This window comes from Streptomyces sp. NPDC028289 (genome assembly GCF_055565975.1).
The window spans coordinates 488,568-514,078 of the sequence record NZ_JBVHTI010000001.1; the positions used below are offsets into that span (position 1 = coordinate 488,568).

At 71.5% G+C, this 25,511-nt stretch carries 28 protein-coding genes; 16 read left to right on the forward strand and 12 right to left on the reverse strand.

What is annotated here, in order from left to right; genetic code table 11:
- Positions 1 to 2: 2 nt before the first annotated feature.
- From ACZ4UV_RS02230 to ACZ4UV_RS02260, 7 genes are read right to left on the reverse strand one after another with little or no spacing between them, the layout of a single operon-like run.
- A complete protein-coding gene (locus ACZ4UV_RS02230) occupies positions 3 to 335 on the reverse strand; it encodes a TcmI family type II polyketide cyclase (RefSeq protein ID WP_351715784.1) in 333 nt (110 codons plus the stop codon).
- A 34-nt stretch (positions 336 to 369) separates the two neighbouring features.
- A complete protein-coding gene (locus ACZ4UV_RS02235; protein ID WP_351499217.1) occupies positions 370 to 849 on the reverse strand; it encodes an SRPBCC family protein in 480 nt (159 codons plus the stop codon).
- A 1-nt stretch (position 850) separates the two neighbouring features.
- Entirely contained in the window at positions 851 to 1,102 is a 252-nt protein-coding gene (locus tag ACZ4UV_RS02240) for an acyl carrier protein (protein WP_351325347.1), read from the reverse strand.
- A gap of 45 nt (positions 1,103 to 1,147) precedes the next feature.
- Complete coding sequence (locus ACZ4UV_RS02245) at positions 1,148 to 2,392, reverse strand: ketosynthase chain-length factor (protein WP_390037929.1); 1,245 nt, start codon at positions 2,390 to 2,392, stop codon at positions 1,148 to 1,150.
- Positions 2,389 to 3,657 (reverse strand): beta-ketoacyl-[acyl-carrier-protein] synthase family protein, encoded by a 1,269-nt coding sequence (locus ACZ4UV_RS02250; RefSeq protein WP_390037927.1) that lies wholly within the window; start codon positions 3,655 to 3,657, stop codon positions 2,389 to 2,391. The genes ACZ4UV_RS02245 and ACZ4UV_RS02250 overlap by 4 nt, the downstream gene beginning before the upstream one ends.
- Complete coding sequence (locus tag ACZ4UV_RS02255) at positions 3,654 to 4,067, reverse strand: cupin domain-containing protein (protein WP_390037925.1); 414 nt, start codon at positions 4,065 to 4,067, stop codon at positions 3,654 to 3,656. The genes ACZ4UV_RS02250 and ACZ4UV_RS02255 overlap by 4 nt, the downstream gene beginning before the upstream one ends.
- Before the next feature lie 47 nt (positions 4,068 to 4,114).
- On the reverse strand, positions 4,115 to 5,185 hold the full coding sequence (locus ACZ4UV_RS02260) for a SchA/CurD-like domain-containing protein (protein ID WP_451021589.1): 1,071 nt from the start codon (positions 5,183 to 5,185) through the stop codon (positions 4,115 to 4,117).
- A gap of 212 nt (positions 5,186 to 5,397) precedes the next feature.
- Between ACZ4UV_RS02260 and ACZ4UV_RS02265 the strand changes: the two genes are divergently transcribed.
- Positions 5,398 to 7,038, forward strand: a complete 1,641-nt coding sequence (locus ACZ4UV_RS02265; protein WP_390037921.1) for an FAD-dependent oxidoreductase — start codon at positions 5,398 to 5,400, stop codon at positions 7,036 to 7,038.
- Positions 7,039 to 7,228: 190 nt separating this feature from the next.
- Here the strand turns inward: ACZ4UV_RS02265 and ACZ4UV_RS02270 are convergent, their stop codons facing one another.
- Complete coding sequence (locus ACZ4UV_RS02270; protein ID WP_467835385.1) at positions 7,229 to 7,696, reverse strand: RDD family protein; 468 nt, start codon at positions 7,694 to 7,696, stop codon at positions 7,229 to 7,231.
- A gap of 211 nt (positions 7,697 to 7,907) precedes the next feature.
- Between ACZ4UV_RS02270 and glnA the strand changes: the two genes are divergently transcribed.
- From glnA to pspAB, 5 genes are all read left to right on the forward strand, one after another.
- Complete coding sequence (gene glnA, locus ACZ4UV_RS02275) at positions 7,908 to 9,317, forward strand: type I glutamate--ammonia ligase (RefSeq protein WP_123977765.1); 1,410 nt, start codon at positions 7,908 to 7,910, stop codon at positions 9,315 to 9,317.
- Between the two features lie 102 nt (positions 9,318 to 9,419).
- Positions 9,420 to 9,677 (forward strand): SCO2583/SCO2584 N-terminal domain-containing protein, encoded by a 258-nt coding sequence (locus ACZ4UV_RS02280; protein WP_451022261.1) that lies wholly within the window; start codon positions 9,420 to 9,422, stop codon positions 9,675 to 9,677.
- A 106-nt stretch (positions 9,678 to 9,783) separates the two neighbouring features.
- Positions 9,784 to 11,193, forward strand: a complete 1,410-nt coding sequence (locus tag ACZ4UV_RS02285) for a hypothetical protein (RefSeq protein WP_467835388.1) — start codon at positions 9,784 to 9,786, stop codon at positions 11,191 to 11,193.
- 98 nt (positions 11,194 to 11,291) lie between these two features.
- Positions 11,292 to 12,212 (forward strand): zinc metalloprotease HtpX, encoded by a 921-nt coding sequence (htpX, locus tag ACZ4UV_RS02290; protein ID WP_467835391.1) that lies wholly within the window; start codon positions 11,292 to 11,294, stop codon positions 12,210 to 12,212.
- Between the two features lie 2 nt (positions 12,213 to 12,214).
- Complete coding sequence (gene pspAB / locus ACZ4UV_RS02295) at positions 12,215 to 12,799, forward strand: PspA-associated protein PspAB (protein WP_390038639.1); 585 nt, start codon at positions 12,215 to 12,217, stop codon at positions 12,797 to 12,799.
- Between the two features lie 21 nt (positions 12,800 to 12,820).
- On the opposite strand, the gene ACZ4UV_RS02300 is transcribed toward pspAB, so the two are convergent.
- On the reverse strand, positions 12,821 to 13,105 hold the full coding sequence (locus ACZ4UV_RS02300) for a hypothetical protein (RefSeq protein WP_390037910.1): 285 nt from the start codon (positions 13,103 to 13,105) through the stop codon (positions 12,821 to 12,823).
- A gap of 239 nt (positions 13,106 to 13,344) precedes the next feature.
- Here ACZ4UV_RS02300 and ACZ4UV_RS02305 point away from each other — a divergent pair, with 239 nt between their 5' ends.
- Positions 13,345 to 14,079 (forward strand): alpha/beta hydrolase, encoded by a 735-nt coding sequence (locus tag ACZ4UV_RS02305; protein ID WP_390037908.1) that lies wholly within the window; start codon positions 13,345 to 13,347, stop codon positions 14,077 to 14,079.
- A 15-nt stretch (positions 14,080 to 14,094) separates the two neighbouring features.
- Here the strand turns inward: ACZ4UV_RS02305 and ACZ4UV_RS02310 are convergent, their stop codons facing one another.
- Positions 14,095 to 14,451: a DUF2252 family protein gene (locus tag ACZ4UV_RS02310; RefSeq protein WP_467835395.1), complete on the reverse strand. Its 357-nt coding sequence runs from the start codon at positions 14,449 to 14,451 to the stop codon at positions 14,095 to 14,097.
- 38 nt (positions 14,452 to 14,489) lie between these two features.
- Here ACZ4UV_RS02310 and ACZ4UV_RS02315 point away from each other — a divergent pair, with 38 nt between their 5' ends.
- On the forward strand, positions 14,490 to 15,674 hold the full coding sequence (locus ACZ4UV_RS02315) for a winged helix DNA-binding domain-containing protein (protein WP_467835398.1): 1,185 nt from the start codon (positions 14,490 to 14,492) through the stop codon (positions 15,672 to 15,674).
- A 312-nt stretch (positions 15,675 to 15,986) separates the two neighbouring features.
- Here the strand turns inward: ACZ4UV_RS02315 and ACZ4UV_RS02320 are convergent, their stop codons facing one another.
- Positions 15,987 to 16,307: a hypothetical protein gene (locus tag ACZ4UV_RS02320; RefSeq protein WP_293991212.1), complete on the reverse strand. Its 321-nt coding sequence runs from the start codon at positions 16,305 to 16,307 to the stop codon at positions 15,987 to 15,989.
- 231 nt (positions 16,308 to 16,538) lie between these two features.
- On the opposite strand from ACZ4UV_RS02320, the gene ACZ4UV_RS02325 reads away from it, so the two are divergent.
- From ACZ4UV_RS02325 to ACZ4UV_RS02360, 8 genes are all read left to right on the forward strand, one after another.
- Complete coding sequence (locus tag ACZ4UV_RS02325) at positions 16,539 to 16,907, forward strand: arsenate reductase family protein (protein WP_351499187.1); 369 nt, start codon at positions 16,539 to 16,541, stop codon at positions 16,905 to 16,907.
- 117 nt (positions 16,908 to 17,024) lie between these two features.
- Positions 17,025 to 17,720 (forward strand): hypothetical protein, encoded by a 696-nt coding sequence (locus ACZ4UV_RS02330; protein WP_467835402.1) that lies wholly within the window; start codon positions 17,025 to 17,027, stop codon positions 17,718 to 17,720.
- Between the two features lie 281 nt (positions 17,721 to 18,001).
- Entirely contained in the window at positions 18,002 to 19,033 is a 1,032-nt protein-coding gene (glnII, locus tag ACZ4UV_RS02335) for a glutamine synthetase (protein ID WP_293991202.1), read from the forward strand.
- Between the two features lie 388 nt (positions 19,034 to 19,421).
- Positions 19,422 to 20,009: a winged helix-turn-helix domain-containing protein gene (locus ACZ4UV_RS02340; protein ID WP_451023097.1), complete on the forward strand. Its 588-nt coding sequence runs from the start codon at positions 19,422 to 19,424 to the stop codon at positions 20,007 to 20,009.
- A gap of 87 nt (positions 20,010 to 20,096) precedes the next feature.
- A complete protein-coding gene (locus ACZ4UV_RS02345; RefSeq protein ID WP_451023096.1) occupies positions 20,097 to 21,098 on the forward strand; it encodes an NAD-dependent epimerase/dehydratase family protein in 1,002 nt (333 codons plus the stop codon).
- A 217-nt stretch (positions 21,099 to 21,315) separates the two neighbouring features.
- Positions 21,316 to 22,596 carry a sensor histidine kinase gene (locus ACZ4UV_RS02350; protein WP_467835406.1) on the forward strand — a complete coding sequence of 427 codons (1,281 nt, stop codon included), beginning with the start codon at positions 21,316 to 21,318 and terminating at the stop codon, positions 22,594 to 22,596.
- Positions 22,581 to 23,231, forward strand: a complete 651-nt coding sequence (locus ACZ4UV_RS02355; RefSeq protein ID WP_467835409.1) for a response regulator transcription factor — start codon at positions 22,581 to 22,583, stop codon at positions 23,229 to 23,231. Before ACZ4UV_RS02350 ends, ACZ4UV_RS02355 begins: the two co-directional genes overlap by 16 nt.
- A 173-nt stretch (positions 23,232 to 23,404) precedes the next feature.
- Positions 23,405 to 24,955 carry a DUF1996 domain-containing protein gene (locus tag ACZ4UV_RS02360; RefSeq protein ID WP_467835411.1) on the forward strand — a complete coding sequence of 517 codons (1,551 nt, stop codon included), beginning with the start codon at positions 23,405 to 23,407 and terminating at the stop codon, positions 24,953 to 24,955.
- Between the two features lie 97 nt (positions 24,956 to 25,052).
- Here the strand turns inward: ACZ4UV_RS02360 and ACZ4UV_RS02365 are convergent, their stop codons facing one another.
- The gene (locus tag ACZ4UV_RS02365) at positions 25,053 to 25,460 is read right to left on the reverse strand and encodes a hypothetical protein (protein WP_467835414.1); all 408 of its coding nucleotides are present in this window, start codon (positions 25,458 to 25,460) and stop codon (positions 25,053 to 25,055) included.
- Between the last annotated feature and the right edge of the window lie 51 nt (positions 25,461 to 25,511).

Genomic DNA, 25,511 nt, shown 5'->3' on the forward strand with positions numbered 1-25,511 from the left:
GGTCACGCGCCGCCGTCGCGCTCCCAGAGGTAGAAGCGCTGGGCCATCGCGTCCTTCGGGGAACGCCAGGTCTCCGGGTCGTACGCGCTGACGTACGCCGTGAGACGGTCGCTGATGTCCCTGAACTCGGGGTGCGAGGTGACCTTGGCGATGGCCGGTCCCGGCTCGCGCTCGGACTCGACGAGGTGCATGTACACATCGCCGAACTGGAAGAGGCTGCGCCGGACCACCCCGACGAGGTGCGGCAGCTCTCCCCGGTCGGACTCCGCGAACACCTTCGCGATGTCGGGCGCGGAGCCCGGTGCCATACGGGCGACGATCAGGGCCTGGTGCACGTGTCTCTCCGTTCCTGTCTTCCGGACGGCCGGCTCAGTCGGCGAGGGCCGGGTCGGGGCGCCGGCCGGTGGCGGCCTTCTCGATCTTGTCCCGGATCAGGGCCATCTGGACCTTGGAGTTCTTGTTGATGTTGTCGGTCATCCACTCGTCGTCGACGGGGGCCTCCGGCTTCATCGCGAAGTCCTGGGTCCAGACCATCCGGGTGCCGGCGGGCACCTCCTCGTACTGCCAGAGGATGTCCATGTGCGCGAACGGGCCGGTCTCGACCCGGCGGGCCTTGACGCGGAGGTTGCGGCGGTCCGCCTCGCGCTCGGAGACCCAGCTCCACACCTTGCCGTTCTCGTCGGGGTGCATGGTCAGCCGGAAGGTGACCTTCTTCCCGTCGTCCTCGAGGATCTCGGCGCTGGCGTACTCGCTGAACAGCTGGGGCCAGTTGGCCACGTCGTTGGTCATGTCCCAGACCAGGTCGACGGGCGCGGCGATGGTGATCTCGTTCTGGGTGTGTCCGGTCATGTCAGGCTCCCGCGGGCATGGCGCTGTTGACGAGGTCGAGGAACTGGCGGGGCGTCTTGCACCGCTCGGCGTCCACCGGCATGGGCACGCCGTGCCGGTTCTCCAGCTCGCCGACGATGCCGAGCAGGCCGAGCGAGTCGACGCCGAGGACGTCGAATCCGCTGTCGGCCCGGTCCTGGAGGTCGGCCGGGGCGACGGTGACGCCGGCGGCCTTCTTCATGAGTTCGGACAGTTCGTCCACGGTGATGCTCATAGCAACTCCTTCTGCTATCGCTGCTGGGCAGCTGGTGTGTTCGACTCACCCGGCCGCGCCGTGGCGCAGCACGAGCGCCGAGTTCGACCCCATGAGGCCCCGGCTGAGCACCAGTGCCGTGCGTGGCTGCGCGGCACGGGCGCTGCCGGTCACGAGGTCGAGGTCGTGGCAGATGTCGAAGACGCCGGGGGTGGGCGGGATCAGCCCGTGTTCCATCGCCAGCACCGCGGCCGCGGTGTCGAGGACGGGGGCGGCGCAGTAGCCCCGGCCGATCCCGGTCTTGGGCGCGGTGACCGGCACCCGCCTGCCGTGCGCGCCGAGGACGTCGGTGATGGCCAGCGCCTCCGCCCGGTCGGCCTCGGGCACGCCGAGGGCGTCGGCGAAGACCACGTCGATCTCCTCGGGGGCGCAGCCGGCCTCGGCCAGCGCCCCGCGGATCGCCTGGGCGAGCCCGGCCCGGGACTCGGCCCAGCGGGAGGCGCCGGTGAAGGTCGACGCGTGGCCGTCGAGGGTGGCCCGGACCGGCAGTCCGCGGCGGCGGGCCGAGCCGGTGTCCTCCACGACGAGCATGGCGCCGCCCTCGGCCGGCACGAACCCGCAGGCCTGGTCGGTGAACGGGCGGTAGGCGCGGGCCGGGTCGGCCTCCCGGCTGAGCTCCTCGTAGCCGAGCTGGCAGACCACCGAGTACGGAGCTATCGGCGCCTCGGTGGAGCCGGCCACGATGACGTCCGTACCGCGGCGGACCGCGCGGGCCGCGTGGGCGAGGGCGTCCAGGCCGCCGGCCTCGTCGGCGGCGACCACCGAGCAGGGCCCCTTGAAGCCGCGCCGGATGGAGATCTGGCCGGTGCTGGCCGCGTAGAACCAGGCGATGGACTGGTAGGGGCCGACGAAGCGGCTGCCCTTGCCCCACAGCTGCTGGAGCTCGCGCTGGCCGAACTCGCCGCCGCCGGAGCCGGCCGCGGTGACCACGCCGATGTCGAACGGCGAGCCGTCGGTGTCGGCGCGGCCGAGCCGGGCGTCTTCCAGTGCCAGGTCGGCCGCGGCCATCGCGAAGTGCGTGAAGCGGTCGGTCTGGACGATGAGGCGTTCCTCGACGGCGGCCGCCGGGTCGAAGTCGCGGACTTCTCCGGCCACCTTCATGGGCAGGTGCTCGCAGCCGTCGCGGGTCACCTTGTCGAGGACGTTGCGTCCCTCCTGGACGGACTTCCAGAAGGTCTCGGTGCTGGTTCCGTTGGGTGCGACGACACCGATGCCGGTGACGGCCGCCCGCCGAGAAGGGGGTTCGCTCATGGTGTCCGTCCTCTCTGCCGGGTCAGGATCACCGCGGACTGGAAGCCGCCGAACCCGCTGCCCACGGACAGGACGCCGCCGAGGCGCCGTTCGCGGGCGACGCGCGGCACGTAGTCGAGGTCGCACTCGGGGTCGGGGGTCTCGTAGTTCGCGGTGGGCGGGACGACCTGATGGGCCAGGGCGAGCACACAGGCGACGACCTCGATCGCGCCGATGGCGCCGAGCGAGTGGCCCACCATGGACTTGATGGAGCTCATGGGCGTGCTGTAGGCGTGCTGTCCGAGCGCCTTCTTCACAGCGGCGGTCTCGTGGCGGTCGTTCTGCCGGGTGCCGGAGCCGTGCGCGTTGACGTAGTCGATGGCGGTGGGGTCGAGGCGGGCGTGGTCCAGGGCGGTCTCGATGGCGCGGGCCATCTCCAGGCCCTCGCTGGTGAGACCGGTCATGTGGTAGGCGTTGCCGAAGGTGGCGTAGCCGTCGAGCTGGCAGTAGATGTGTGCGCCGCGGGCCTTCGCGTGCTCCAGCTCCTCCAGGACGAGCACCGCGCCGCCCTCGCCCATGACGAACCCGTCACGGCGGTTGTCGAACGGGCGGGAGGCGTGCTCGGGGTCGTCGTTGTTCGGGGAGGTGGCCTTGATCGCGTCGAAGCAGGCCATGGTGATGGGTGAGATCGGGGAGTCCGAGGCACCGGCGATGCAGATGTCGGCGCGGCCCTCCTGGACGGTGTGGAAGGCGTAGCCCACGGCGTCCAGGCCCGAGGTGCAGCCGGTGGACACGGTCTGGACCGGACCCTGGGCGCCGAAACGTTCCGCCACCGCGGAGGCGAGCGTGCTCGGGGAGAACGCCCGGTGCAGCTGGGGCTGCGCCTGCCGGTGGTCCACGTCCCAGCGCTGACCCGCGCCGCTCACCAGGACGTAGTCGTGCTCGAGACGGGTGGTGCCACCCACGGCCGTACCCAGGGAGACCCCGATCCGCCAGGGGTCCTCCCGGCCGAGGTCGAGGCCGGAGTCCCGGACCGCCTCGTCGCCGGCGACCAGGGCGAACTGTATGTACCGGTCCGCCCGCTCGATCTCCTCGGCGTCCAGGCCGTGCGCGGCCGGGTCGAAGTCGCACTCGGCGGCGATCCGCGACCTGAGGCCCGAGGGGTCGAAGAAGGTGATGCCGCGCGTCGCGGTCCGGCCCGAGGCGAGCAGATCCCAGAACGCCGGTACGCCCACACCCCCCGGAGCGACGATGCCTATGCCCGTAACCGCCACGCGCCGGGTCACGACCGGACCTGCCCCACGGTGACGGCTTCCGTCTCCTCCGTGTCGACGTGGCCCAGGGCCGGGCGCGGGGCCAGCGGGCCGAGGTGGAAGACGATCCGGGCCTCGACGTTCCCCACGTTGCGGAAGCGGTGCTTCATGTTCATGGGGATCATCAGCCCCTGTTCGGGCCGCAGCTGGTGCGGTTCGCCGTCCAGGTCGACCTCCATGTCGCCGCAGACGACGTACACGAACTCCTCGGAGTACGGGTGGTAGTGCTCGGCGATGCGGTCGCCCGGCTGCACGATGGCCACACCCATGAAACCGCTGGTGGAACCCACCGTGGCCGGGGTGAGCATGGCGCGCAGATCGCCGCCGCGCCGGGTGTTGGGCTCGACCTCGCTGAGGTCCACGATCTTCGGAATGGGCTGCATGTCTGCGTTCCTCCGTGGGGGGTGATGCAACGGTGAAGGGTCAGGCGTCAGGCGTCCGGGGAGCGGCGGTCGGTGAGGAGCTGCATCCGCACCGCGTCGCCGTCCAGCAGGGCGGTCAGCGCGTGGGCCGGGGTGACGTCCACCGGCGTACCGGGCCGCTGCTCGACCAGGCGGACGACGACGTCGTCGCGCTGGAAGACCGTGCTGTGCAGCACCGGGCTCGCCGGGTCCTCGGACGAGGCCTCGTCCTGCTGCGCCAGCAGTTCCGCGAGCCGCATCCCGCAGCCCGGACGGGCCGGGTAGTACAGCGCGTGCCGCTCGCCCTCGGCCAGCTCCTCGGCGCTGACGTGGTGGACGGCCGGCAGCGCCGCCCGAGTGAAGAACACCCGTGCGGACTCCTGGTCGTTGAGGTCGCGCTCCTGCTCCAGGTAGGGGTTGATGGCCTCCTCGACGGCCCGCACCTCGGGCTGCCGGGCGACGTGGCGCAGGGCGGCCATCAGGTCACCGCGCACCTCGATGGCCCGCACCACCCGGTTGCCGTGCATGAACAGGGAGGTGCGGCAGAGCCGGGTGGAGTCGTCGACCTTCGCCTCGGGCGAGGCGTAGTCCGCGAGGATCTTCGCGACCTTGGCCTCGCTGCCCGGCCGGACCGTGAAGGTGAGCGCGTGGCGGATCACGCCGTCGCCCATCCGTGGCCGGGCCTGCAGGACACGGACGGCGTCCGCCGACGGGCCGCCGGTCTCCCGTACGACGTGGAAGCGGAGCGAGCGGGTGTCGCGGACGCAGTTGTGCAGCGGCTTCACCATCTCCACGTGCTCCTCGCTGTTCACCCAGGCGAGGAACGGCGGGGCGCTCTCCCACTCGCTGGTGATCAGCCACTGGGAGGGGTTCTCGATCGACTGGCAGAGCTGGTCGCTGACGTGGCCGGGCACCTGGGCGACCTGGTTGCACAGCTGCTCGTAGGCCTCCAGGAACTGCTGCTGTGCGCCGTCGTAGACGTCCACCAGCAGGACGACCCGGAGCCGGGAGCCGTCGAAGACGGACTGGGAGACCCGTGTCGAGACCGGGCGGGTCGTTCGGGTCGGCTTTGCCGAAACCTTTTCCGAGATCGTCGTCATGCTTCGCACATCTCCTTCGCTGGGCAGCGGCCTGCGCCTTCGCCGATGACGCGGCGTCAGCGCTTCTTGATCCTGTGCCGGTCCTCCGATGCGCGCGACTCGCGTGAACCAGGTGGGTGATTGAGCACGCCGAACCCCTCCCGAAGGGGCCCGGACGGGGCATGGACGTTCCAACGCACCTGACGCACCAACACCCGCCTCTGGAGTGCCCGATGCACCAGAAAACCGATCACCAGGTCCCCGTCCTCGTGGTGGGCGGCTCCCTCGTGGGCCTGTCCATGTCCCTCTTCCTGGGCCGGCTGGGCGTACGCCACATGCTCGTAGAGAGACACTCCGGGACCTCGATCCACCCACGCGGCCGGGGCAACAACGTGCGGACGATGGAGCTGTTCCGGAGAGCGGGCATCGAGCCGGACATCAAGGCCGCGGCCTCCCTCCTCGCCGACAACCACGGCATCCTGCAGGCCCCGACGCTGGTCGGCGACGCCGGCGACTGGCTGTTCAAGGAGATCGACCCGGGCGGTGGACTCGCGAGGTTCAGCCCTACGGGTTGGTGCCTGTGCAGCCAGAACGACCTCGAACCGGTGCTCCGCCGGGCGGCCGAGTCGCTCACCGGCGAGCTGCGCTACTTCCACGAGCTGGAGTCCTTCGAACAGGACCCCGAAGGAGTGACGGCGTACGTCCGCGACCGTGACTCCGACCGGATGTACACCGTCCGCGCGGACTACCTGGTCGCGGCCGACGGACCGCGCTCCCCGGTCCGCGGCCGGCTCGGCATCGGCCAGACGGGCCCCGGCGACCTGTTCGCGAACGTCAGCATCACCTTCCGCTCCAAGCTGCTGCAGAACACGGTCGGGGACCGCCGCTTCATCTGCTGCTACCTCACCGACCCGGAGGCCGACGGCGCCCTCCTCCCCGTCGACAACAAGGAGCGCTGGGTCTTCCACGCGCCCTGGCACCCCGAACGCGGCGAGACCCTCGACGAGTTCACGGAGGAGCGGCTCACCCGGCACATCCGGCGGGCCGTCGGCGTCCCCGACCTCGACGTCGAGGTCACCGGCCGCGCGTCCTGGCGGGCGGCCGAACGGGTGGCCGAACGGTATGCGTCCGGGCGGGTCTTCCTGGCCGGCGACTCCGCGCACGAGATGTCCCCGACGGGGGCCTTCGGCTCCAACACCGGCATCCAGGACGCCCACAACCTCGCCTGGAAGCTGGCAGCGGTCCTCGACGGCTGGGCCGGCCCCGGGCTCCTCGACTCCTACGACGCCGAGCGCCGCCCGGTCGCCCTCGCCACCAGCGCCCGCGCCTCCGCCCGCTCCGTCGAGCACAGCCACCCCGGCTTCGCGCCGGCTCCCGGCGTCGGCGCCGACCGGCGCGGCGGCATCCTCAACATCGTCCTCGGCTACCGGTACCCGAAGGGCGCGGTGCTCGGCGCCGACCCGGACCAGCCGCTGGTGCCCAATGGGATGAACCTCACCGGCCAGCCGGGCAGCCGGGCCCCGCACCTGTGGCTGCGCCGGGAGGGGGAACGGGTGTCCACGCTCGACCTGTACGAGCGGTCACTGGTGCTGCTGAGCGACGCGGCCTCGGCAGGGGGCGCGGCCTGGCACGCCGCCGCCCGGCGGATCGCGGACACGGAACGGCTGCGGCTGGACACGTACCGCATCGGCCCGGCGGGCGATCTTGTGTACGACTCGGAGGACGGCGACTGGGCGGCGGCGCACGGTACGACGGCGGACGGGGCGGTACTGGTCCGTCCGGACGGGTTCGTGGCGTGGCGCTCGGAAGCCGCCGTGCCCGATCCGGAGGGAGAGCTGCGGGAGGTGCTGGCGCGGGTGCTGCGCAGGAGGTGAGCCGGGGTGGGGGCTGAGGTGGGGGGTGGGGTCGCTTACCGGCGCTGGCAGGGTGCCGCTGCGCCCACCCGTGCCGCCCTGCGGCACGCCTGCCCGCAGCCATGTAGCCGACGCGACTGCAGCGCCCCGTAAGGGGCTGGGGGAGGAACTGCGCGGCCAGCCCCCACGCACCCGCAGCCGAACCGCTGCCTCACATACGGACCTCTACGGTCTTCGCCAGCCGGTCGTGCAGGCCCCTGCCGTCGCGGTCCCAGACCAGTGCCGGGATCGCGAGGCACAGCAGCACCGTGCGGGCCAGTGCGCGCAGCGGCTGCACCCGGCCCGTCCCGACGCCGACCACCCGCAGCCGGAACAGCCGCTTACCCGGCGTGAAGCCGATCGTGCCCACCGTGAGGACCCCGAGGACGAAGAAGATGAGCAGCGCCCAGTTGCTGGTCGCCGGGGTGTAGCCGTGCGTGATCAGGCCGTATGCGATCAAGACGCACAGCGCCCAGTCCACGACCAGCGCGCCGAGCCGCCGCCCGGGGCGGGCGATGGAGCCCGGCCCCTCCTCCGGCAGACCGAGCTGCTCGCCCCGGTACCCGAACTCGGCGCCCGCGTCCTCCATGGCCGCGCGGGGCCCGGAGAGCCACGATCCGATTGCTTGCCTGTTGTCCACCCGTCCACGGTACTGGGCCCGGCCAGGGCCCTGGGTCGGCGGGGTGCCACGGGCTACCGTGGAACCGAGGTCGGTTAACTTCAGCGAAACAAATGGGTCACGCCCGAGAAATCACCCGTCCCTAGGGTCGAGAACAGCGTGTGCCACCGCACTGGCCGCACGAACGAACTACCACCCCGGCACGGGAACGGCCGGGAGTAGGAGGAGCTGGATGTTCCAGAACGCCGACGAGGCCAAGAAGTTCATCGCGGACGAGGACGTCAAGTTCATCGACGTCCGTTTCTGCGACCTGCCGGGCGTCATGCAGCACTTCACGCTGCCCGTCGAGGCGTTCGACCCGGACGAGGAGCTCGCGTTCGACGGCTCGTCGATCCGCGGTTTCCAGGCGATCCACGAGTCCGACATGGCGCTGCGCGCGGACCTGTCGACCGCCCGGGTGGACTCGTTCCGCCGGGACAAGACGCTCAACATCAACTTCTTCATCCACGACCCGATCACGGGCGAGCAGTACTCCCGTGACCCGCGCAACGTGGCGAAGAAGGCGGAGGCGTACCTGGCGTCGACCGGTATCGCCGACACCGCGTACTTCGGCCCCGAGGCCGAGTTCTACGTCTTCGACAGCGTCCGTTTCGCCACCTCGGCGAACGAGAGCTTCTACCACATCGACTCCGAGGCGGGTGCCTGGAACACGGGCGCGCTCGAGGACAACCGCGGTTACAAGGTCCGCTACAAGGGCGGCTACTTCCCGGTCCCGCCGGTCGACCACTTCGCCGACCTGCGCGCCGAGATCTCCCTGGAGCTGGCCAAGTCCGGCCTCCAGGTCGAGCGCCAGCACCACGAGGTGGGCACCGCCGGCCAGGCCGAGATCAACTACAAGTTCAACACGCTGCTCGCCGCCGCCGACGACCTCCAGCTCTTCAAGTACATCGTGAAGAACGTGGCCTGGCGCAACGGCAAGACCGCGACCTTCATGCCGAAGCCGATCTTCGGCGACAACGGCTCGGGCATGCACGTGCACCAGTCGCTGTGGGCGGGCGGCTCCCCGTTGTTCTACGACGAGGCCGGCTACGCGGGTCTGTCGGACACCGCCCGCTACTACATCGGCGGCATCCTGAAGCACGCTCCGTCGCTGCTCGCCTTCACCAACCCGACGGTGAACTCGTACCACCGCCTGGTCCCGGGCTTCGAGGCCCCGATCAACCTGGTGTACTCGCAGCGCAACCGCTCGGCCGCGATGCGTATCCCGATCACGGGTTCGAACCCGAAGGCCAAGCGCGTCGAGTTCCGTGCGCCCGACTCCTCCGGCAACCCGTACCTGGCCTTCTCGGCCCTGCTCCTCGCAGGTCTGGACGGCATCAAGAACAAGATCGAGCCGGCCGAGCCGATCGACAAGGACCTCTACGAGCTGGCTCCCGAGGAGCACGCGAACGTCGCCCAGGTCCCGACCTCCCTCCCGGCCGTCCTCGACTCCCTGGAGCGCGACCACGAGTTCCTGCTCGCCGGTGACGTCTTCACGCCCGACCTGATCGAGACGTGGATCGACTTCAAGCGCACCAACGAGATCGCCCCGCTGCAGCTGCGCCCGCACCCGCACGAGTTCGAGCTGTACTTCGACGTGTGACAGACGCCGCTTCGGCCGCTCGGCGCCCCCGTTCCTGTTTCTCAGGGCGGGGGCTCCGTCGTATCGTGCGTCGGTACGCATGTTCGATACGGGGGAATCAGGGTGTCTCAACAGGACGAGGAAGACCGGGAGTTCGACCTCGGATGGGCCGCCGAGGCGGAACACAAGGAGCCGTCCGCCCGGGCGCGCATGCTGGCCGCCCGCTGGCGCGAGAACCCGCCGGACCCGGTGCCGTTCCGGCCGGATCCGGGACCGGTGGCACCGCGACGGTCGTCGTGGGTGTCGACGGCGGTGGTCGTGGGGTGCGTGGCGGCGGTGATCCTGCTGCTGGGGTACATGCAGACGCGGGCGCCGTACTAGGAATCCGGCCCGTCGGCCCGTCCTCGGCCTCGGGTAATCGGCGCGACCGGCGCCCACCTGTCCGCCTACCATCGCCCGGACGGCACGCGAAAAACGGGGTACGGGCATGCGCGGGGAGTTCGAGGACGGCGAAGCGGTGGCGCTGCGGGTTGCCGAGGGGGCCGCGCCCTGCGACGTGATCGAGGGCAGCGGTCCGGGTGGGTGGCTCGCCCTGGACGCCGGTGCGCGGTCCTGGCTGCTGCGTGACGCGCTGCCCAGCCGTGCCGAGTTCGACGGCGAGGCCCGCAACGCGCTCACCGAGCCGCGGGCCGCGCTCGCCCTCTGTCATCGGGACGGCCGGATCAGGGAGGCGGCGCTGGAGACGGCGGCGCGGTTTCCCGCGCTGCTGCCGCTGGTCGTCATCCGCTGTGCGGACTGGGTCGCACCGGTACGGGAGCGGGCCCGGCAGCTGCTGCGCGAGAGCCTCGACGCGGACGCCGCCGTCGCGCTCGCGCCCCTGATCCTGCTCCTCGGCCGGCGCGGGCGCGGCGCCTTCGGCGTCGAGGTGCTCGGCGACGTCCTGCGGGGAGCGTCCCGCGAGCAGCTCGAGCGGCTGCGCGCCGACGGCGACCGTACCGTCCGGCGCTTCGCCCACCGCCTGGCCGTGGCGGAAGGGATGCTGTCCGCCGCCGAGCTGGCACGGGCCGCCGCCCGGGACTCCGACCCCGCCGTCCAGACCCTCTGCGCCGAGGCCGCGGTGGCCCTCGTACCGGAGGGCGCAGCCGCCGACGACGTGCTCGGACCGCTGCTGGCCGCACGCGGGCCACGAGTCCGCTCGACCGGGGTGACGGCGCTGCGGCGGGCCGGACGACCGGAGCGGGCGGCGGACTTCCTCGCCGACCGGTCCGGCGTCGTACGTGCCTGCGCGCGGTACGTGGTGCGGCAGTACGGCACCGATCCGCTGCCCTGGTACCGGCGCCGGGCCGCCGACACCGGCGACCCCGCGTTGCCGCCCGGCGCGGTCATGGGGCTGGCCGAGTGCGGAGAGCGGGCGGACGCCGGGCTGCTGGCGTCGCTGCTCGCCCACTCCTCCCCCGGCGTGCGGGCGGGGGCGCTGGCCGGGTTGCGGATCCTCGACATCACGGACGTTCCACGGTTCCGGGAGCTGCTCGACGACCCGGCTCCGGGCGTCGTCCGGGCGGGGACCGTGAACCTGCTGCCGTCCGCCGGGGCGCTGGACGCCGGGTGGCTCACGGACCGGCTGGCGCCCGGCCGGGCGCGGCATGCGCGGGTCGCCGCGTTCCGGCTGCTGGACGCGCGGGGCGGACTCGTGCGGCTGCGGGCTGCGGTCGCGCTGCTCGACGACCCGGACGTGAAACTGCGGGGCTGGGCCGAGCGGTCCGTCCAGCAGTGGCACCCGACGCCGGACGTACCGCTCGGGTCCGAGGAGGTGGCGGCGCTGCTGGACCGGGGACGGCATCTGTTCAGCGAGTGGGTGCTGACCAGGCGCAAGCGGGAGGCCGGCGTACCGGGCTGAGCCTTTGCCGCTACTAGGGCCGTTCGGAACCTCCCCATGGGACGGCGCAGGTGCACACTGGACAGCGGGACGAGTGCCTGACTGCGGGGTGGTGCAAGATGCAGAGCCGCTTCCGGAGCGACCGGCGGCTGACCGTGCGGATGGCGGTCACGCTGTTTCTGCTCGGGTTGTTGTACGTCGGTTTCGTTGCCGCGCTGATCGTGTTGCTGAAGTCGTGGCTGCTCGTCGTCGTGCTGGTGGGCGCGATGTTCGTGGCGCAGTTCTGGTTCTCCGACCGGATCGCGATGTTCGCCATGCGCGGGCGGGTCGTGGAGCGGGAGGAGTACCCGGAGCTGCATGCCGTGGTGGACCGGCTGTGCGCCATCGCGGACATGCCGAAGCCGGTCGTCGCCGTCTCCGAGATGGACATGCCGAACGCGTTCGCGACCGGGCGCAATCCCGACCACGCCGTGGTGTGTGTGACGACGGGGCTGCTGCGGCGGCTGGAGCCCGCCGAGCTGGAGGGCGTGCTAGCGCACGAGCTGTCGCACGTGGCGCACAAGGACGTCGCCGTGATCACCGTCGCGTCCTTCCTGGGCGTGATCGCGGGACTCATCGTGCGGTTCGCGTTCTACTCGCAGCTCCTCGGCGGGGGCCGGCGGGACCAGAACACCGCCGCCGTGTTCGCCGCGATCATCGGGGTCTCCGCGGCCGTGTACGCGATCAGCTTCCTGCTGATCAGGGCCCTGTCCCGGTACCGGGAGCTGGCCGCCGACCGCGCGGCCGCGCATCTCACCGGCCGGCCCTCCGCGCTGGCGTCCGCGCTCACCAAGGTCTCCGGCGACATCGCCCGGATCCCGACCAAGGACCTGCGCACGGCCCAGGCCTTCAACGCGTTCTACTTCACGCCGGCGACCGGCAAGGAGCCCGGCATCGAGCGCTTCTTCTCCACCCACCCGCCCCTGGAGCAGCGGCTTGAGCAGCTGGGGCTGATCTCGGCGGAGCTGGGTGAGGCGGCGACGCCCGGAAAGGCCGGGTGAGCATGGGGTTCCTGGACATCCTGCTGGGCCGTACGAAGCCGGTCGCGCCCGATCTCGACCAGTTGTTCGCGCTGCCGTCGGCGGCGGTGACGCTGGAGGCGGCGGCCGGGTTCAGGCCCACCGGCGGGGGCGCGGTGTGCTTCGCCACCGTGGAGGGCGCGGCCTTCGAGCAGACCCACCGGGAGGTCCAGGCGCTCCTCGACGCGGACTCGGACCGCGGCGGGGTTCCGGTGGAGCTGCACCAGGACGGCTACGGGTACTCCTGGCTGGTCTCGCAACGCCCCCCGGACCAGCTTCCGCAACTGGTCAACGACCTGCACGCGGTGAACAGCTCGATGGAGGTCAACGGCTTCGGCCCGCAGCTGCTCTGTTCCCTGGCCGCCTTCGAGGACGAGCGCGGGCGCAGGCTCGCGCTCGTCTATCTCTACAAACGGGGCACTTTCTATCCCTTCGCGCCGCTGCCCGGTTCCGGTCAGCGGCGGGACAGCGCGCTGGAGTTGCAGGTGAAGGCGGCGCTCGCGGGCGACCTGCGGATCGAGCAGGACCTCAGCCGCTGGTTCCCGGTCTGGGGTGCCCCCGGCCTCTGACCGGCCAGGGGCATCTGCGGCCTACTTCCCCTTCTCCTTCTGCTGGCGCCGGAACTCCAGGGGGCGCTCGCGGCGGTAGCGGCGCTCCCACTTGGCCTGCTGGTCGCGGCGGTCGCGGTACGTCTTGTAGTCGCCGGCCGTGCCCCCTCCCCCGCCGGACGGACCGCCCGACGAGGAGGCCGACGACGAGCCCCGCCCGTACTGCACGTACAGGAAGAGCAGGGCGACGGCGGCGAGCCACCAGTTGTGGTTGCCGAATCCGAGGATGACCAGGACGACGGTTCCGGATAGGACGATGGTGCCCATGACGGGCCTCCGTGGCGTGGTTGTGTGAGCGGTCGACGGATCCGACGGCGCGCGGGGGACGGGCGGCCGTCCGTCGGTGCGCGGCAGTGTAGTCCCGGGTCCCCAAGGCTCGGCCGGACCTTCGGAAAGCGGTGGTGGACCACTCCGCAACGCCTCTCCAGAGTAAGCAGCCGGTCACTCGGCGTGCATCCCGTTTTCGTGCGTGCACCCGCGGACGCACCCGTGGGTGAATGTGCGGCATGGACCAACTCACCGGCTTCACCCACGAGTACGACGGCGAACGGCTCAGCGGGGTCCGCGCCCCGGCCGCGCGCGGCACGGACGGCACGGGCGGACCGGTCGCCGTCCTCCTGCACGGCGCGGGCAACGGCAGCGAGCGGCGACTGCGCCCGCTGCTCGCGGAGTTCGCCGCCCACGGCTGCCCCGCCCTGGCCTTCGACTTCTCGGGCCACGGCGAAAGCACGGGCACGCTGAAGGAGTTGAGCCTGCGCCGCCGCTTCGAGCAGGCGACGGCGGTGATCGACGCCCAGGCGGGGTCGGAGCGCCCGCTGATCCTGGTGGGCTTCAGCATGAGCGGCCAGACGGTCGCGGATCTCGTACGGCACTACGGCGACCGGGCCCGGGCGATCGGCCTCTGCTCCCCCGCGGTCTACACCCCGCAGGCCTGGGACGTCCCGTTCGGCGACGGCACCGGCCGCTTCACCGAGCTCATCCGCACCCCGGACGCCTGGCGCACCTCACCCGCTCTGGAGGTGCTGCGCTCCTACGCGGGCCGGGCCGTACTCGCCGTGCCGGGCACGGACGCGGTGATCCCGCCGCAGGTCACGGCCGCCCTCCAGGACGCCCTGCGCACCCGGTCCCGGTACACCCGCTTCGAACTCCCGGACGCGGAGCACCGGCTGGGCCTCTGGTTCCGTGACCACCCCGTCGACCGGCGGGAGTTCGTGGCACTGCTGCTGAAGCACCACGGCTGACCGCGAGGGGCCGGCTCAGACCCCCGGCGCCGCCGTCAGGACGCCCGCCGTGACAGCCGAGCCGAGGCCGGCGTGGTCGGTGGCGGTCTGGTCGGCGTAGGCGAGGGCGAAGTCGGCGACCGCGTGGTCGAAGGTGTCGGTGTCGCCCAGGTAGGCGGCGATGGCGATGCGGTCGCCGGGCGGTCGACGTCGGGCAGCCAGAAGGGCGTGCGCCGAACGGGGGCCCGCTTGCGGGCGGCACGGTCGGCGGGTGTGGTCATACGACGCTCCCCTCGGTCGACTGCTCCCTCCTTGACCTGCTGATCGCAGTGAGAGGGAGGAGCGGGGGCGCCCGCATGCCGAGTCCGGCGAACAGGTGATTGTCAGTGGCATCGGGCAGGATGCGGTCAGGAGTCCACGGGGAGGTCGGCATGAGCGACGGGCGGCGGCACATCGGGGTGGCGGAGCGGCGTGCCCGGCTGGCGTTGCGCCACCGACTGGCGGGCCCGGCGCGGGCGACGACGCCGGAGGAGGTCGCCGAGGCGCTGGTGGCGCTGCACGGCTCGGACCCGGCGACGGTGCACCTGGCGGTGGGGGCGCGGCTGGCCGAGGCGGCGAAGACCGTGCCGGAGACGGAGCGGGCCCTGTACGAGGACCGCACCCTGGTGCGGATGCACGGCATGCGGCACACGGTGTTCGTCTTTCCCGCGGACCTCACGGCGGTCGTCCACGCCTCGACGGGCCTGACGGTGGCCGCCCGCGAACGCGCCGCCCTGCTCAAGGACATGGCGCGGGCCGGTGCCCCGGACGCGGCCTGGCTCGCGGAGGTCGAGTCCTCGACGCTGGCCGAGCTGGCCCGGCTCGGCCAGGCGACGGCGACGGAGCTGGCGGCCGCCGAACCACGCCTGCGCGAACAGTTCGCGTACGCCGCCGGCAAGAGCTACGAGGGCGTCCACACCGTCTCGACGCGTCTGCTGCGGGTCCTGGGCGTGGAGGGCAAGGTGGTGCGGGGCCGCCCGCTGGGCTCCTGGACGTCGAGCCAGTTCCGCTGGGCGGCGGCGCCGGACCATCCGGAGCTGGACCCGGCACAGTCCCAGGCGGTCCTGCTGAACCGCTGGCTGCACGCCTGCGGCCCGGCCACGGAGGCGGACCTCAAGTGGTGGACGGGGTGGCGGGTGACCGAGGTCCGCCGGGCGCTGACCGCGATCGGAGCCGAGCCGGTGACCCTGGACGAGGACGACACGGGGTACGTCACGGCCGGCGATCTGCCGGCGGTCACCGGGCCGTCCCACCCCTGGGCGGCCCTCCTCCCCGCTCTCGACCCGACGGCCATGGCATGGCAGCGGCGGGACTGGTACCTGCCGCCGGAGCTGCGGCCGCTGCTCTTCGACAGAAGCGGCAACGTGGGGCCCACGGTGTGGTGGAACGGGCTGGTGGTGGGCGGCTGGGCGCAGCGCCGGGACGGAGAGATCGTCTGGCGGATCCCCGATCCGGGCATCCGCCGGGAGGCGGAGCAGGCGGTCGCGACGGAGGCGGAACGGCTGCGCGGCTGGGTGGGAGCCGCGAAGGTGACCCCACGATTCCGCACACCGCTGGAGCGGGAGCTGAGCGGGTGAGCGGGCCCTGCGGGTGAGGGCCGGGGGTGGGGACGCTTACCGGCGCTTGCAGGGTGCCGCTGCGCCCACCCGTGCCGCCCCAGCGGCACGATTGCCCGCAGCTATGTAGCTGACGCGACTGCAGCGCCCCTTTAGGGGCGCTGGGGGCACCCCCGGCCGAAGGCTGGGGGAGGAACTGCGCGATCAGCCCCCACCGGCCCGCAGCCAGAACACAACGGCCGCACCCCGGAGGCGGGGGCCCGGGGGCGGCAGCCCCCGGTCGGACAAGCGCCGGGCGCCGCGCAGAACGCACGGCACCCGGCACCCCCCGGCTCACCGCGAATATCGCATCAGCGCCCGCACCATGTGGCACGTCGTGTCCGACGGCGGGTGGATCCCGATGCTCTCCGCCGTGCTCCGTATCGTCTCGTTGCGCGCCTGCCCCGGCAGGTAGACGCCGGAGTCGAGCAGGGCGATGGCGAGGCGCATGGCCTTCAGGCGGCGGTTGTGGGTGACGTACCACTCGCGTGGCCGCCCGGCCGGCAGCGGGCGCTTCTCCGCCGGCGCGTACGGCGAGTCGAGCAGCACCGCACGCTTCGCGGTGGACTGGGTCGGCAGGGACTTCGGCTTCGGCTTCAGTGCGGCAGCGGGCACAGGCATCCTCCTGTCGCGGTCAGAGCGCCTCCGGACATCCCGGCGACTCTCTCGAACACTGCTTCCAGTGTACCGGCCGGCACTGACAACGAGACAGCCCACAAGGACACCGAACAGCCAGGTGGAGCAGGGTTTTTCGAGTGGGGCGCGATGTGCCCGAGGGGCTCGCGCGACACCCCCCTAAATTCGAACAGAGCGGCTCCGGAAGGCGGCTCGCGTACCGTTTCCCGCATGGAGATCTGGATCAACCCCGCCTGCTCGAAGTGCCGCAGCGCGATCGGCCTGCTCGACGCCGAGGGCGCCGACTACACCGTCCGCCGCTACCTGGAGGACGTACCGACCGAGGACGAGATCAGGGCCGTCCTGGAACGGCTCGGGCTCGAACCGTGGGACATCACCCGCACCCAGGAGTCGGTCGCCAAGGAGCTGGGACTGAAGGAGTGGGCGCGGGACGCGGGCGCGCGCGACCGGTGGATCGCCGCCCTCGCCGAGCACCCCAAGCTCATCCAGCGGCCGATCATCACCGCCGACGACGGCACGGCGGTCGTCGCCCGTACCGACGAGGCCGTACAGGAAGCACTGACCAGAAGCAAGAGCTGAGCAGTCCTCAACTCCACTGTGACGCACGTTACTTCCGTGACTCCCGTAACCGCTGAGTAACGACGTTCGATATCTCGTACCTACCGGCGTACGTTCCCCCCCTTTCAGGAGGCGCGCATGTCGCGTAGGAGAACTCTCGGAGCCAAGAAGTCGATCGCGCTGCTGGTCGGCGCCGCAGCGGTGGCCGGCGGCGGGGCCTTCGTCCTGGCGTCCACCTCGAACGCCGCGCAGTCCTCGCAGAGCGCGAAGACACTGTCGTCGGCCGCGGACTCGACCGTCTGCTCGGGGCTGGCCACGGCCCTCGGCAACAACCAGAAGTTCATCGCCGGCCAGCAGGCGAACCCGGACGCCCAGTCGGCGGCCCGGATCGCCAACCGCCAGGCGGTCATCGAGCAGATCAAGGTCCAGCAGAAGGCGTCCGGTTGCGTCGTTGGGGAGTCGGCTCAGGGCTCCCAGGCGGCGAACGGGACGCAGACGGGCCAGACCGGCCAGACCGCCACGGCGGCCCCCTCGCAGAGCGCCGCCACCGGTGGCACGGGCAACGCCGGGGGCGCCGCCGCCTCCGGGCAGCAGGTCTGCAAGGGCTCGACCGTCACGCTGTCCGGCGAGGCCGGTGCGCCGGCCGCCTCCAGCAACCAGTTCCCGGCGGGGACCACGCTGAAGGTCACCAACCTGGACAACAACAAGTCCACCACCGTGAAGGTCACGTCGGTCTCGGGCAGTTGCGTGCTGCTCAACAACGCGGCCTTCGAACAGGTCCGGGAGCCCGGCAAGTTCCTGATCCGCCGTGCGCTGATCGAGAAGGTGGGCTGACCGGGCGACGGGTCGAGGCTCGGCTGCCGGCTTTCACGGAGGGAAAGCCGGCAGCCGCCACGAAGGGTCGGTACGACGCCCGAATTGGGCTCCGTACCCCGCCCGCCCGGGTCTCACAACGTGAGTCGCACCACAGAACCACCAGGTAACACTGGGTTCACATTCGAGCAATGATCGGGAAATCGCCTGTTGACAGGCTTCCGGGCAACACCGAGGCGCCCCAGTGCCGTAGCGCCACTGCACCCGCAAGTGCGCCCGACCCACCCCGAAGGATGTGGCCCGTGACCTTCAAGGCTGAGTACATCTGGATCGACGGCACCGAGCCGACGGCCAAGCTGCGTTCGAAGACGAAGATCATCGCGGGCGCCCCCGCCGGTCTCGACGCGCTGCCGATCTGGGGCTTCGACGGGTCCTCCACGAACCAGGCCGAGGGGCACTCCTCGGACCGTGTGCTGAAGCCGGTCTTCACCTGCCCGGACCCGATCCGCGGCGGCGACGACGTCCTCGTCCTGTGCGAGGTCCTGGACATCGACTTCACCCCGCACTCCTCCAACACCCGTGCCGCGCTGGTCGAGGTCGCCGAGAAGTTCGCCGCGCAGGAGCCGATCTTCGGCATCGAGCAGGAGTACACCTTCTTCGACGGGTCCCGTCCGCTGGGCTTTCCCGAGGGCGGCTTCCCGGCCCCCCAGGGCGGCTACTACTGCGGTGTCGGCGCCGACGAGATCTTCGGCCGCGAGATCGTCGAGGCCCACCTGGACAACTGCCTGAAGGCGGGTCTCGCGATCTCCGGCATCAACGCCGAGGTCATGCCCGGCCAGTGGGAGTTCCAGGTCGGCCCGGTCTCCCCGCTGGAGGTCTCCGACCACCTGTGGGTGGCCCGCTGGCTGCTCTACCGCACCGCCGAGGACTTCGGTGTCTCCGCCACCCTCGACCCCAAGCCGGTCAAGGGCGACTGGAACGGCGCCGGCGCGCACACCAACTTCTCCACCAAGGCGATGCGCGAGGGCTACGACGCGATCATCACCGCCTGCGAGTCGCTCGGCGAGGGCTCCAAGCCCCTCGACCACGTCAAGAACTACGGCGCCGGCATCGACGACCGCCTGACGGGCCTGCACGAGACCGCCCCGTGGAACGAGTACTCCTACGGCGTCTCCAACCGCGGTGCCTCGGTCCGCATCCCGTGGCAGGTCGAGAAGGACGGCAAGGGCTACATCGAGGACCGCCGCCCGAACGCCAACGTCGACCCGTACGTCGTGACGCGGCTGATCGTCGACACCTGCTGCACCGCCCTGGACAAGGCCGGCCAGGTCTGATCCGCGGACAACTCTCCCGAAGGGGCGCCCACCATGACGGTGGGCGCCCCTTCGGCATGGCGTCGTGCCGGGAGTCGTGCCAAGAAGCGTCCAAGCAGTGAGAGGAGGGTCCTGTTTCCCGGCTGTGTCTGCTTCAATGGGCGCATGGCCAGCTTCCAGAAGTGCAGCGCGACGGGTCGCCAGGACCTCGAGCCGTTCTGGCCTTCCCGTCAGCACCACGACTTCGACCGGGTGTGTTGCCGCGCGACGAACGCGCGGGCCCTCTAAAGCCGTACACCCCGGCCTTCGGCCAGCGCGGAAAGCAGTACGTCCCCGCGGCGCGCCCGACCACGAATCGCGGCCGTCGCCCTCGACCGACTGACTCCTCGCGCGAAAGAGCTGACGTCTCATGGCGACCACCCGTTCTCTCTCCCCCGCCTCCGCCCTCGGCACCTCCTCGCCCGCCCGGCACCGGCTGCGTGCCGTCGACCGGGACGAGGTCGTGGACATGACGGAGCTGCTGCCACCGGGCGCCACCTGGCTGCCCGCCCCGCAGCACGCCCTGCCCACCCTGCCGGGCCAGCCGCCGATGATCGGCTACCTGGTGCTGGTCCCGGCGGACCAGCAGCCGCCCTTCCTGCCGGTCGCCGTGCCGGACCCGCAGGTGCCGGCCACGGACCCCGCCCCGGCCGCGACCGGCACCGGGCCGCTCGTCACCGTCGACACCGTGGAGCGCACCGCCCAGGTCGACGGCCGCGAACTCGACCTCACCTACCTGGAGTTCGAACTGCTCGCCCATCTGGTGGCGCATCCGGGCCGGGTGCACACCCGCGACCAGCTGGTCACCACGGTCTGGGGCTACGGCCACGTCGGCGACGGCCGCACGGTCGACGTCCATGTGGCCCGGCTGCGCCGCAAGCTCGGCGCGGAGCACCGCCGGGCGATCCAGACGGTCCGGCGGGTGGGATACAAGTACACGCCGCCCACCGGCCGCTGACGGACTGCGGACGGGCCGGGAAGGGCCGCTCCGCCCTCGGCTGAACCCTCTTACGTCCGGCGTCCTCCCGGGGGCACGATCAACGGCATGAGGCTTCTGGTGCTGGGCGGTACGGAGTTCGTGGGGCGGGCGGTCGTCGAGGCGGCGCTCGGGCGCGGCTGGGAGGTGACCGTCTTCCACCGGGGCAGCCGCCGGCCCCCGGCCGGGGTGCGGTCGCTGCACGGCGACCGCACCGCACCCGACGGCCTCGCCGCGCTGGCGGACGGCACCGAGTGGGACGCGGTCGTCGACACCTGGTCGGCCGCGCCCCGGGCGGTACAGGAGACGGCACGGCTGCTGCGGGGCCGCGCCGGACGGTATGCGTACGTGTCGAGCTGCTCGGTCTACGACTGGCCGCGCCCGGCCGACTACGCCGAGGACGCGGCCCTGGTGACGGGGGCCGCGGCGGACGCGGAGGCGACCGAGTACGCACAGGACAAGCTGGGCGGTGAGCTGGCCGCCGTGGAGTCCTTCGGCGCGGACGGCTCGGTGCTGGTGCGAGCCGGGCTGATCCTCGGGCCGTACGAGAACGTCGGCCGGCTGCCCTGGTGGCTGAACCGGATCGCGCGGGGCGGGCCGGTGCTGGCGCCGGGCCCGCGCGAACTGCCCGTGCAGTTCGTGGACGCCCGCGACCTCGCCGAGTGGACCCTCGGAGCGGTCGAACAGGGCCTGTCCGGGCCGTACAACCTGGTGAGCCCGCAGGGGCACGCCACGATGGGCGAGCTGCTCGAGGCGTGCCGCCGGAGCACCGGCTCGGACGCCGAGCTCCGGTGGACCGACCCTGAGGCGATCCTGGCGGCCGGGATCGAGCCATGGGTGCAGTTGCCGGTGTGGGTGCCGCCGGGCAGCGAGTTGCACGACGGTGTGCACCGGCTGGCCGTGTCACGGGCGGTGGCGACGGGGCTGCGGTGCCGGCCGGTGGAGGAGACGGTGGCGGACACGTGGAAGTGGCTCCAGGAGAGGGGCGGCGCGGCGTCGGTGCGGGCGGGTATGGGGCTCGACCCCGACGTCGAAGCGAGGGTGCTTGGAGTGGGGCGGATCGGGTCGTGATCAGGCCGCGGGCCGGTGGGGGTCGATCGCGCCGTTCCCCGCGCCCCTGAAGGGGCGCCAACCGGCAGCGCCCTGAAGGGGCGCGGGGAACTGCGCGACAAGCCACGACGGCGCCGCAGTCGACACACGGCATGTCGCGGGGTGTATCCAGCACCACCCCCTGACATGGGGCTTCAGGCCAGTGACCCCCGATCGGCCCGTCGGACAGACTGACGGCATGACGACGAACACGAACAGCGGGGGCTTCCGTGCCAGGACGCGGGAGGTGTTGCTCGCCGCCGTGCGGGGGCTGGTGCTGGCGCTGGTGATTCTGCCGGTCTCGGTGCTCTGCTTCGCGCTGGCCGCGGTCTCGGTCGCGCTGATCCCGATCGGGGTCGGGATCGTCACCACGCCGTGGATCCTGGGCGGGGTGCGGGACGTGGCGGACGTGCGGCGGCGGCTCGCGTACGAGTGGTGCGGGGTGCGGATCCGGTCGGCGTACCGGCCGGTCCCGGCGGACGCCAACCCGTGGGCCAGGACCTTCGGGATGCTGCGCGACCCGCAGGTCGGGCGGGACGTGCTGTGGCTGTTCACGGACATGACGGCCGGGTTCGTGACCGCGCTGCTGCCGGCGGTGCTGCTGTTCTATCCGTTCGAGGGGTTCGCAGTGGCCGCCGGGCTGTGGCGGGTGCTCACCCTCGATGGCACCTACTGGTACGGCTTCGTTCCGGTCACCAACCAGGCCACCGCGTTCGGCGCCGCGGCCACCGCCGCCGTGCTGCTGGTCGGCGCCTGGTACCTGTGCCCGCGGTTGCTGACCGCCCACTTCCGCCTCGCCCGTGCCGTCCTCGACCCGGGGCGGGGCGAACTCGTCGAGCGGGTGCGGGTGCTGACCGAGACCCGGAAGGACGCGGTGGACACGTCGGCCGCCGAGCTGCGCCGGATCGAGCGGGACCTGCACGACGGGGCGCAGGCCCGGCTGGTCGCCATGGGCATGGACCTCGGGACGATCGAGATGCTCCTGGACAAGGACCCGGCGAAGGCGAAGGAGCTGCTCGCGCAGACCCGGCAGGCGTCCGTGGACGCGCTGGGCGAGCTGCGGGACCTGGTCCGGGGCATTCATCCGCCGGTGCTGGCCGAGCGCGGGCTCGGGGACGCCGTACGGGCGCTGGCGCTGCGGCTGCCGGTGCCGACCGAGGTGACGGTGGAGCTGCCGGGGCGGGCGGACCCGCCGGTGGAGTCGGCCGTGTACTTCGCGGTGAGCGAGGTGCTGACCAACGCGGTCAAGCACTCCGGTGCCGACCGGATCTGGGTCGACCTGCATCACGTGAAGGAAGGCGGCGGGATGCTGCGGGTCTCGGTCACGGACCACGGCCGGGGCGGCGCGGTGGTCGGGGCCGGGTCGGGGCTCGCCGGGGTGGAGCGGCGGCTGGGTACATTCGACGGCGTCCTGGCCGTCAGCAGCCCCGCGGGCGGCCCCACCATGGTCACGATGGAGATTCCGTGCGCGTTGTCCTAGCCGAGGACCTGTTCCTGCTCCGCGACGGACTGGTCCGGCTGCTGGAGGCCTACGGCTTCGAGATCGCGGCCGCCGTCGAGTCCGGCCCCGAACTCGACCGCGCGCTGGCCGAGCTGGCGCCGGACGTGGCCGTGGTCGACGTACGGCTGCCGCCGACGCACACCGACGAGGGGCTGCAGTGCGCGCTCCGGGCCCGGCGGGACCGGCCGGGGCTGCCGGTGCTGGTGCTCTCCCAGCACGTCGAGCAGTTGTACGCACGCGAGCTGCTGGCCGACGGCAGCGGCGCGGTGGGCTACCTGCTGAAGGACCGGGTGTTCGACGCGGAGCAGTTCGTGGACGCCGTACGGCGGGTCGCGGCGGGCGGTACGGCGATGGATCCGCAGGTGATCCAGCAGCTGCTGTCCCGGCGGGTCGACGACCGGCCGCTGGGGGGCTTGACACCGCGGGAGCTGGAGGTCCTGGAGCTGATGGCGCAGGGCCGGTCCAACGCCGCGATCGCCGCTCAGCTCGTCGTCACGGAACGGGCCATCGCGAAGCACACCTCCAACATCTTCACCAAACTGGGACTCGAGGTGTCGGACGATGACAATCGGCGCGTGCTCGCGGTGCTGGCGTATCTGGACCGCGACCGCTGATTTTCCAGAAATCGCCCTGCTCAAACGGTAGTTGTGCCCCAAGTGCGTAACAAATCTCTGATGAATTTGTGAGGCGGCTGAACACGCCTGAGACGGGGTGCGTATGAAAGGACGCCGCTTCACTCCTGTCGGGCGCCTCGATGCCGCCCCGCAAGGAAGGTCTGAGGAGTTCCATGGGACGCAACATACGCAAACGCCGTTCGCCGCTGACCGTCAAGGTCATAGCCGCATCGGCGGCTGTCGCACTCGGCGGAGGCGGGCTGCTCTATGCGCAGATGAACGCTTCGGCTCATGAGTCGAACAACTCGGCGCAGAACTACACGAAGGCCGCCTCCGCGACGGTGGCGACCATCTCCTGCCCCGACGTCGGCCAGAAGCTGACGAGTGTGCCCGACAAGGCCAAGCAGGGGGTGGCGACGGAACTGGCGAACCTCGACAAGCAGATCACCGAGGCCTACTCCCGGCTCGCCTCCACCCGTCAGGCGCAGGCGAACGACGCCAACTTCGTCCAGAACGCGATCGTCGGCCCCCTGAAGGAGAAGCGGGCGGCCACGATCGACCGGATCAGGATCGACATCACGCGGGTCGGCGGCCAGTTCGACAGCGCGCTGTCGCAGCTCGCCGCCTGCACCACGCAGGCCGCCAACCAGACCACCGCCGGCCAGGGCAACAACAACGGTGGCCAGAACAACAACGGCGGCCAGAACAACAACAACGGCGGTCAGAACAACGGCGGCCAGGCCAGTGCCGCCCCGAGTGCCAGCGCCAGCACCCCGGTCGACGTCGGCGCCGGCGGCCAGGCCGGCAACGGCCCGTCCGCGGCCGACTTCGTGGACATCACCAAGGTCGCGGCGAACGTCCAGGGCAAGCCGCAGAACGGCGCCCAGGCCTCGACCGGTTCCTTCACCACCCGCTGCGGTACGAACCAGAACAAGAACCACAACACCGACAACGTCATTGTGGCACCCGGCGTGACCAACGGCGCGCACCACGAGCACGACTACGTCGGCAACCAGAAGGTCAACGCGTTCTCCACGAACGACTCGCTGCTGGCCGCCCCCTCCAGCTGCCAGAACCAGAGTGACCTCTCGGCGTACTACTGGCCGGTCGTGCGTGAGCAGGACGGCTCGCAGGAGTTCGACGCGAACGCGCTCGGCGGTGGCAAGGAAGGCAACGTCGGCAAGATCATCACGCCGGTCCAGGCGCAGATCAAGTACGTCGGCAGCCCGGCCAGCAAGGTCGTCGCGATGCCCCAGTTCCTGCGCATCATCACCGGTGACGCCAAGACCACCACGAACGGTCTGGCCAACGCCAACGCGCACTGGAGCTGCACCGGCTTCGAGAACAAGGTCCAGCTGACCGAGCAGTACCCGATCTGCCCGAAGGGCAGCCAGGTGGTGCGTACGTTCGCCTTCCAGAGCTGCTGGGACGGCGTGAACATCGACAGCGCCAACCACCGTACGCACGTGGCCTTCGCGGACCCCGCGAGCGGTGTCTGCCCGAACGGCTTCAAGGCGATCCCGCAGCTGACCATGCGCCTGGTGTACAACCTGGCCCAGCCGAGCATCGTGAACGGCCAGGTCAAGAACGCCTACGCCGTGGACGGTTTCCCCGAGCAGCTGCACAAGGCGGCCACCGACCACGACGACTTCATCAGCGTCACCAAGAACAACCTGGCGGCGAAGATCGCCAACTGCGTCAACACCGGCCGCAAGTGCCAGTGAGCAGTAGCTGACCGGCCGTACCGGGGCCGGTAGCACGAAGCGGGCGGTGGGATTCTCCCACCGCCCGCTCTCGTATGTGCCGATCGGCTCGCGAACCTCAGCTGGTGTGCTTGCTGTGGTCGACGCCGATCTCCTCCTCGCCGCCCAGCGTGGTCTGCAGCGCCTTCACCACCTTGTCGGTGCCGACGGCGACCCACTTGCGGCCGACGAGGTAGAAACCGCCGTAGTCCTTCGCGTCGTTGATCCACTCGCGCTGGCCGCGGTCGGTGGCGAAGGTGGCGAAGACGAACTTGCCGGCGGAGACCTTGCAGATCGCCTGGCGGACCTCGTCGGAGTCGATCTGCATGTCCGGGGTGCACTTCACCTTGGCGGCCAGGCTCTCCAGGCTGCCGGTCGCGGTGACCGGGATCTTCGCCTCCGCCTGGCCGTCTCCGGATCCACAGCCCGCCAGCGCCAGTACGGCCACGGCGCCGGCCACGGCGAGCATCGGTCGGGTCAACCTCATCTGTTCCTCCGGTCGCGTTGCCGGCCCCGGGTGCCTTCAGGGGCCCGTCCC

Excerpts from the sequence above, each read along its gene's own strand:
- htpX (WP_467835391.1), top strand. The coding sequence starts at position 11,292 with ATGCAGAGCCGCTTCCGGAGCGACCGGCGGCTGACCGTGCGGATGGCG.
- ACZ4UV_RS02285 (WP_467835388.1), top strand. The coding sequence starts at position 9,784 with ATGCGCGGGGAGTTCGAGGACGGCGAAGCGGTGGCGCTGCGGGTTGCC.
- ACZ4UV_RS02365 (WP_467835414.1), bottom strand. The coding sequence starts at position 25,460 with ATGAGGTTGACCCGACCGATGCTCGCCGTGGCCGGCGCCGTGGCCGTA.
- ACZ4UV_RS02265 (WP_390037921.1), top strand. The coding sequence starts at position 5,398 with ATGCACCAGAAAACCGATCACCAGGTCCCCGTCCTCGTGGTGGGCGGC.
- pspAB (WP_390038639.1), top strand. The coding sequence starts at position 12,215 with ATGGGGTTCCTGGACATCCTGCTGGGCCGTACGAAGCCGGTCGCGCCC.
- ACZ4UV_RS02315 (WP_467835398.1), top strand. The coding sequence starts at position 14,490 with ATGAGCGACGGGCGGCGGCACATCGGGGTGGCGGAGCGGCGTGCCCGG.
- ACZ4UV_RS02300 (WP_390037910.1), bottom strand. The coding sequence starts at position 13,105 with ATGGGCACCATCGTCCTATCCGGAACCGTCGTCCTGGTCATCCTCGGA.
- ACZ4UV_RS02235 (WP_351499217.1), bottom strand. The coding sequence starts at position 849 with ATGACCGGACACACCCAGAACGAGATCACCATCGCCGCGCCCGTCGAC.
- ACZ4UV_RS02305 (WP_390037908.1), top strand. The coding sequence starts at position 13,345 with ATGGACCAACTCACCGGCTTCACCCACGAGTACGACGGCGAACGGCTC.
- ACZ4UV_RS02330 (WP_467835402.1), top strand. The coding sequence starts at position 17,025 with ATGTCGCGTAGGAGAACTCTCGGAGCCAAGAAGTCGATCGCGCTGCTG.
- ACZ4UV_RS02245 (WP_390037929.1), bottom strand. The coding sequence starts at position 2,392 with ATGAGCGAACCCCCTTCTCGGCGGGCGGCCGTCACCGGCATCGGTGTC.
- ACZ4UV_RS02340 (WP_451023097.1), top strand. The coding sequence starts at position 19,422 with ATGGCGACCACCCGTTCTCTCTCCCCCGCCTCCGCCCTCGGCACCTCC.
- ACZ4UV_RS02240 (WP_351325347.1), bottom strand. The coding sequence starts at position 1,102 with ATGAGCATCACCGTGGACGAACTGTCCGAACTCATGAAGAAGGCCGCC.
- ACZ4UV_RS02310 (WP_467835395.1), bottom strand. The coding sequence starts at position 14,451 with ATGCCACTGACAATCACCTGTTCGCCGGACTCGGCATGCGGGCGCCCC.
- ACZ4UV_RS02325 (WP_351499187.1), top strand. The coding sequence starts at position 16,539 with ATGGAGATCTGGATCAACCCCGCCTGCTCGAAGTGCCGCAGCGCGATC.
- ACZ4UV_RS02350 (WP_467835406.1), top strand. The coding sequence starts at position 21,316 with ATGACGACGAACACGAACAGCGGGGGCTTCCGTGCCAGGACGCGGGAG.
- ACZ4UV_RS02345 (WP_451023096.1), top strand. The coding sequence starts at position 20,097 with ATGAGGCTTCTGGTGCTGGGCGGTACGGAGTTCGTGGGGCGGGCGGTC.
- glnA (WP_123977765.1), top strand. The coding sequence starts at position 7,908 with ATGTTCCAGAACGCCGACGAGGCCAAGAAGTTCATCGCGGACGAGGAC.
- ACZ4UV_RS02360 (WP_467835411.1), top strand. The coding sequence starts at position 23,405 with ATGGGACGCAACATACGCAAACGCCGTTCGCCGCTGACCGTCAAGGTC.
- ACZ4UV_RS02255 (WP_390037925.1), bottom strand. The coding sequence starts at position 4,067 with ATGCAGCCCATTCCGAAGATCGTGGACCTCAGCGAGGTCGAGCCCAAC.
- ACZ4UV_RS02260 (WP_451021589.1), bottom strand. The coding sequence starts at position 5,185 with ATGACGACGATCTCGGAAAAGGTTTCGGCAAAGCCGACCCGAACGACC.